The 3,689-nt window shown below is 34.4% G+C and carries 6 protein-coding genes and 2 pseudogenes; 4 read left to right on the forward strand and 4 right to left on the reverse strand.

All coding sequences use genetic code 11. From position 1 onward, the window contains the following. Positions 1-182, forward strand: a 182-nt coding sequence (locus CBG25_RS11850) for a hypothetical protein (RefSeq protein ID WP_290606840.1), incomplete at its 5' end; no start/stop codon positions are given. 113 nt (positions 183-295) lie between these two features. Here CBG25_RS11850 and CBG25_RS11855 read toward each other — a convergent pair. Next, positions 296-442, reverse strand: coding sequence for a hypothetical protein (locus CBG25_RS11855; protein WP_290606842.1), 147 nt, complete (start codon positions 440-442; stop codon positions 296-298). Positions 443-576: 134 nt separating this feature from the next. On the opposite strand from CBG25_RS11855, the pseudogene CBG25_RS11860 reads away from it, so the two are divergent. Beyond that, positions 577-1,002, forward strand: a pseudogene (locus CBG25_RS11860) (PfkB family carbohydrate kinase); the annotation flags it as partial. Between the two features lie 67 nt (positions 1,003-1,069). Here the strand turns inward: CBG25_RS11860 and gstA are convergent. Both gstA and CBG25_RS11870 read right to left on the reverse strand, forming a co-directional pair. After that, positions 1,070-1,684: a glutathione transferase GstA gene (gene gstA, locus CBG25_RS11865; RefSeq protein WP_290606843.1), complete on the reverse strand. Its 615-nt coding sequence runs from the start codon at positions 1,682-1,684 to the stop codon at positions 1,070-1,072. A 166-nt stretch (positions 1,685-1,850) separates the two neighbouring features. Further along, positions 1,851-2,045, reverse strand: a complete 195-nt coding sequence (locus CBG25_RS11870; RefSeq protein WP_032114942.1) for a YegP family protein — start codon at positions 2,043-2,045, stop codon at positions 1,851-1,853. A gap of 360 nt (positions 2,046-2,405) precedes the next feature. On the opposite strand from CBG25_RS11870, the gene CBG25_RS11875 reads away from it, so the two are divergent. Beyond that, the gene (locus CBG25_RS11875; protein WP_290606844.1) at positions 2,406-2,792 is read left to right on the forward strand and encodes a hypothetical protein; all 387 of its coding nucleotides are present in this window, start codon (positions 2,406-2,408) and stop codon (positions 2,790-2,792) included. 78 nt (positions 2,793-2,870) lie between these two features. On the opposite strand, the pseudogene CBG25_RS11880 reads toward CBG25_RS11875, so the two are convergent. Further along, positions 2,871-3,041, reverse strand: a pseudogene (locus CBG25_RS11880) (transposase); the annotation flags it as partial. 86 nt (positions 3,042-3,127) lie between these two features. Between CBG25_RS11880 and CBG25_RS11885 the strand changes: the two are divergent. Continuing rightward, positions 3,128-3,427, forward strand: a complete 300-nt coding sequence (locus tag CBG25_RS11885) for a hypothetical protein (RefSeq protein ID WP_290606845.1) — start codon at positions 3,128-3,130, stop codon at positions 3,425-3,427. Positions 3,428-3,689 lie beyond the last annotated feature (262 nt).

Here is a 3,689-nt window from a genome sequence, read left to right on the forward strand (position 1 = left end):
GCGCTTCTTATCCGTATGTCATCGTCTATGAAGGCTCACGTACCCTCGCAGCAATGGATAATACCTATGTGGAATTATCCCGTGCAAAAGAACACGTTCAGCTTTATTTATCAGATGGTAATGCGTGCACGAGTTTCGCACCAATAAAAAAACGCTCTATTTTTAAGTTTAATTCAGCATGATATATAAATAGTCAAAACCTTATAAATCAAATACAACTTATTGTAATTTAAGAAAATTTATGTTTTTTAGTAACTTGCAGATTAATCATTGCTTTTAAGCCATTTTTAGAATTTTATATGCCTGTGCGAAACTCGTGTTTCCGATAAATCAAATAACAAGCTGAAAATTCAGCGGCTAAATTTTTCAATTCTTCGACTGATAATCCAATGATTGCTTTACATAAACGATTATCTCGTAACAGCCGCTCTTTGTTGATCATTTCAAACCTTTATTCTCTAAGTTAAACCTCTTTTTATTCTCAATAGCGTGACAAAAAATGCAAGTCTCTATTCAGCAACTAGTTTTATGTATGACCAAGGATTTACTTTGTTGCATTTCGTTTGGGAATTGGCGTTAGAGTTGGAAACATTAGTTGGAAAATCGATTACTAATGTTGAACAAGCCCTATTAGCAGCGAGAGAATTGTGTCAACAAGGCCCGCAAACGGTTTTAGTAAAACATCTCAGTCGTGCCGGTTATCATGCCGACTGTTTTGAAATGCTATTAGTGACCAAAGCGCATTGCTGGCATATCAGTCGGCCACTTATTGATTTTGGTAAACAGCAACCGGTTGGGGTTGGCGATCTTACCAGCGGTTTAATGTTGGTCAATTTATTAAACGGCAAATCGTTATCTAGTGCATTATAGCATGTAGCGGCAGCGGTTTATGAAGTGGTGTTAAAGACGAAAGTAATGCATAAATATGAATTACAACTGGTTGCTGCGCAAGATAAAATGGTAAATCCAGCTTATCACTTTAAAGCGGTACAGCTTGATTAACCATTTTATCGCAGGACATTGCTCTTCAAGCTAAATCAAAGCTGAAGAGCAACAAACAAGGCTAAAATTAGATTAAACCTTCAGTAGTTAATGCTTCCTGTACACTTTTACGTTGGTTAATTTTTTCTTCAACATACTGTGTTAGATGTTGATATTGGCTGAGGTCAATATTAACTACCGTAGCCCAACGATAAATGGTAAATAAATAAGCATCAGCAATAGTAAAGTGTTCACCGCTGATAAATTTACGCTTAACCAACAAATTTTCCATATAGCTAAATTTAGTGATTAAGGATTTTATCACAATCTCACGGTAGTTATCCGGTGTTAAAGGTGAAAATAGCGGACTAAAACCTTTATGTAATTCCGTTGCAATATAATTAACCAATTCGAGCTGATGATAACGTTGCAGGCTGCCCATTGGTGCGATTAATTTATCATTTGAGTCAGCGGCTTGATCGGCAATATATTGCAAAATAACTGCATTTTCAGTCAAAATATCATGGTTATCTAACTGTAATACCGGTACCTGGCCTTTAGGATTAATTGTATAGAAATCAACGCCTTTCTCGGTACATTTTTTCTTTAGATCAACCCGTTCAATACTAAAATCTAAGCCGGTTTCTCTTAATACAATATTCGGTGCAAGTGAACAAGCGCCGGCAGAATAGTAGAGTTTCATGGTGACCTTCCTTTGGATTTGATCGGGTTTATTGCGGTTAAAGTAACAGCATAGCAGTTGCCAAAGATTTTTGGATTTATTTTTAGTCAGGTTAAAGATAGCAAGAGAAGGCAGGTAAAAGGAAAAGCTGCCAATAGCTGCAGCTTTTAGAAGAATAATGAATAGTTTAGCTTTCGCTGGTAAGATCCTTCACTTGTTTGGTTGGACCATTTTTTTGCACCGAAGCAATCCCTTTTTGTACTGCGGCTTTGGTTTTATACATCTCACTAGTGGCAATAACTTCATGATTAGCGGCTTTTAACACAAAGTAGTATGGTTGCTCAGTACTTTTACTACTTTTTTTGATTTCATAGTAACCCATGCGTGCTCCTATTGAAAAGAATGCTAATAACTTATTGAATATGGATGACATTTTAATAACCTTAACACCCTAGAGTATATTAATTTAACCATCTCTAAATATGGAAGTAATTTGAAAATTTGTCAAATTTATAGGCAGTTAGATTAAATTAATGTCATCTATTATTTAAATGAAAACTATATTTACTTTTTTATATAACATAGAAATATTTATTATGTTATTTAATGGCTGATCAAATATAAATGGTTCTTATATAAACATGGTTTGGATTATTAGTATTTGAACGTAATTTGATATTTATTTTTACTAGCTAATTTTATAATAGTTATTGGGAATTATCTAAAATAATAAGGAAAAAAAATGACTTTTTATAAAAATAATATTACACCAGTTCAGTTAATTAAATTTACAGCACTAAATTCCAATATGGATATCATGACTATTAATTCAGGTCATATTTGCAAAAATATTTTGGGTATTAAAAACAGCCATCAAAATATTGCAAATAATGTAAAATCTGATCATTTTGCATTAACCAGCGAACAAAACACGGTTTCAATTAAGCCTAATTTTTCTGCTTTTCTTCACAGCTATTTAGCTGATGCTTATATTACTGTAAAGAATGCAAATAATCCTTTAGAGCAAAATAATTTAGCTAATTTAACAGCCGATAATAACAAACTTCATTATGGGGCACCTCGAAAAACTCAAGATTTTCAATTAACCCTTGGCTTTCATTCTAAATAATTAGATTTTTTTTGATTATCACGTTACTGATTCTATCGCACATTGCCCTGGCTAGGGCCATTTGACCCATTCTGGGCGTCAGAAAGCCACGATGCACGCGCTCTGGAAGTACGCCAACCGCTTTAGGTTGTAACATGCTGCCATCATCGTCATGGCAAAATTAGCGCGCACCTGTCCAATGGTGCGGATCAGTTTTCTACCCATTTGTTCCATCGCCGCAAATGCATGTTCAACCCGTGCCCTAGTCTTTAAACTAGTTGCTGAATAGAGACTTGCATTTTTTGTCACGCTATTGAGAATAAAAAGAGGTTTAACTTAGAGAATAAAGGTTTGAAATGATCAACAAAGAGCGGCTGTTACGAGATAATCGTTTATGTAAAGCAATCATTGGATTATCAGTCGAAGAATTGAAAAATTTAGCCGCTGAATTTTCAGCTTGTTATTTGATTTATCGGAAAAAGAATCGAAAAGATCACGAGCGGCAGATGGGTGCAGGGCAGAAAGGATTTATCCCAACCCCACTAGATAAACTGCTTTTTATTTTATTAAGCCTGTTGCTCAATAGCAAAATTAATTGTGACACGAGTTTCGCACCAACAAATAAACAAGTTATTTTTAAGTTCAATTCGACATAATATATAATTCGCAAAAATTGCTAATTAACACATAAGTTATTGAAATAAATATATATTTTATATTATAAAATATCTTACGGATAAAACATTATTTTAGATATTTTTAGAACTTTATATGCCTGTGCGAAACTCGTGTTAGATAGAACCCGGGTATGTCGCTGGGTAAAAATATTATTGCCGGTTTTAGAGATGACCTTGGGGCGAGAATGTGTTTTGCCCGCTCGTCAAATTCGCTCTGCTGAGGAATTTTTTCGCGCCTTTC

This window comes from Arsenophonus sp. ENCA (assembly GCF_002287155.1).
Classification (GTDB): domain Bacteria; phylum Pseudomonadota; class Gammaproteobacteria; order Enterobacterales; family Enterobacteriaceae; genus Arsenophonus; species Arsenophonus nilaparvatae.

Excerpts from the sequence above, each read along its gene's own strand:
- CBG25_RS11855 (WP_290606842.1), bottom strand. The coding sequence starts at position 442 with ATGATCAACAAAGAGCGGCTGTTACGAGATAATCGTTTATGTAAAGCA.
- gstA (WP_290606843.1), bottom strand. The coding sequence starts at position 1,684 with ATGAAACTCTACTATTCTGCCGGCGCTTGTTCACTTGCACCGAATATT.
- CBG25_RS11870 (WP_032114942.1), bottom strand. The coding sequence starts at position 2,045 with ATGGGTTACTATGAAATCAAAAAAAGTAGTAAAAGTACTGAGCAACCA.
- CBG25_RS11875 (WP_290606844.1), top strand. The coding sequence starts at position 2,406 with ATGACTTTTTATAAAAATAATATTACACCAGTTCAGTTAATTAAATTT.
- CBG25_RS11885 (WP_290606845.1), top strand. The coding sequence starts at position 3,128 with ATGATCAACAAAGAGCGGCTGTTACGAGATAATCGTTTATGTAAAGCA.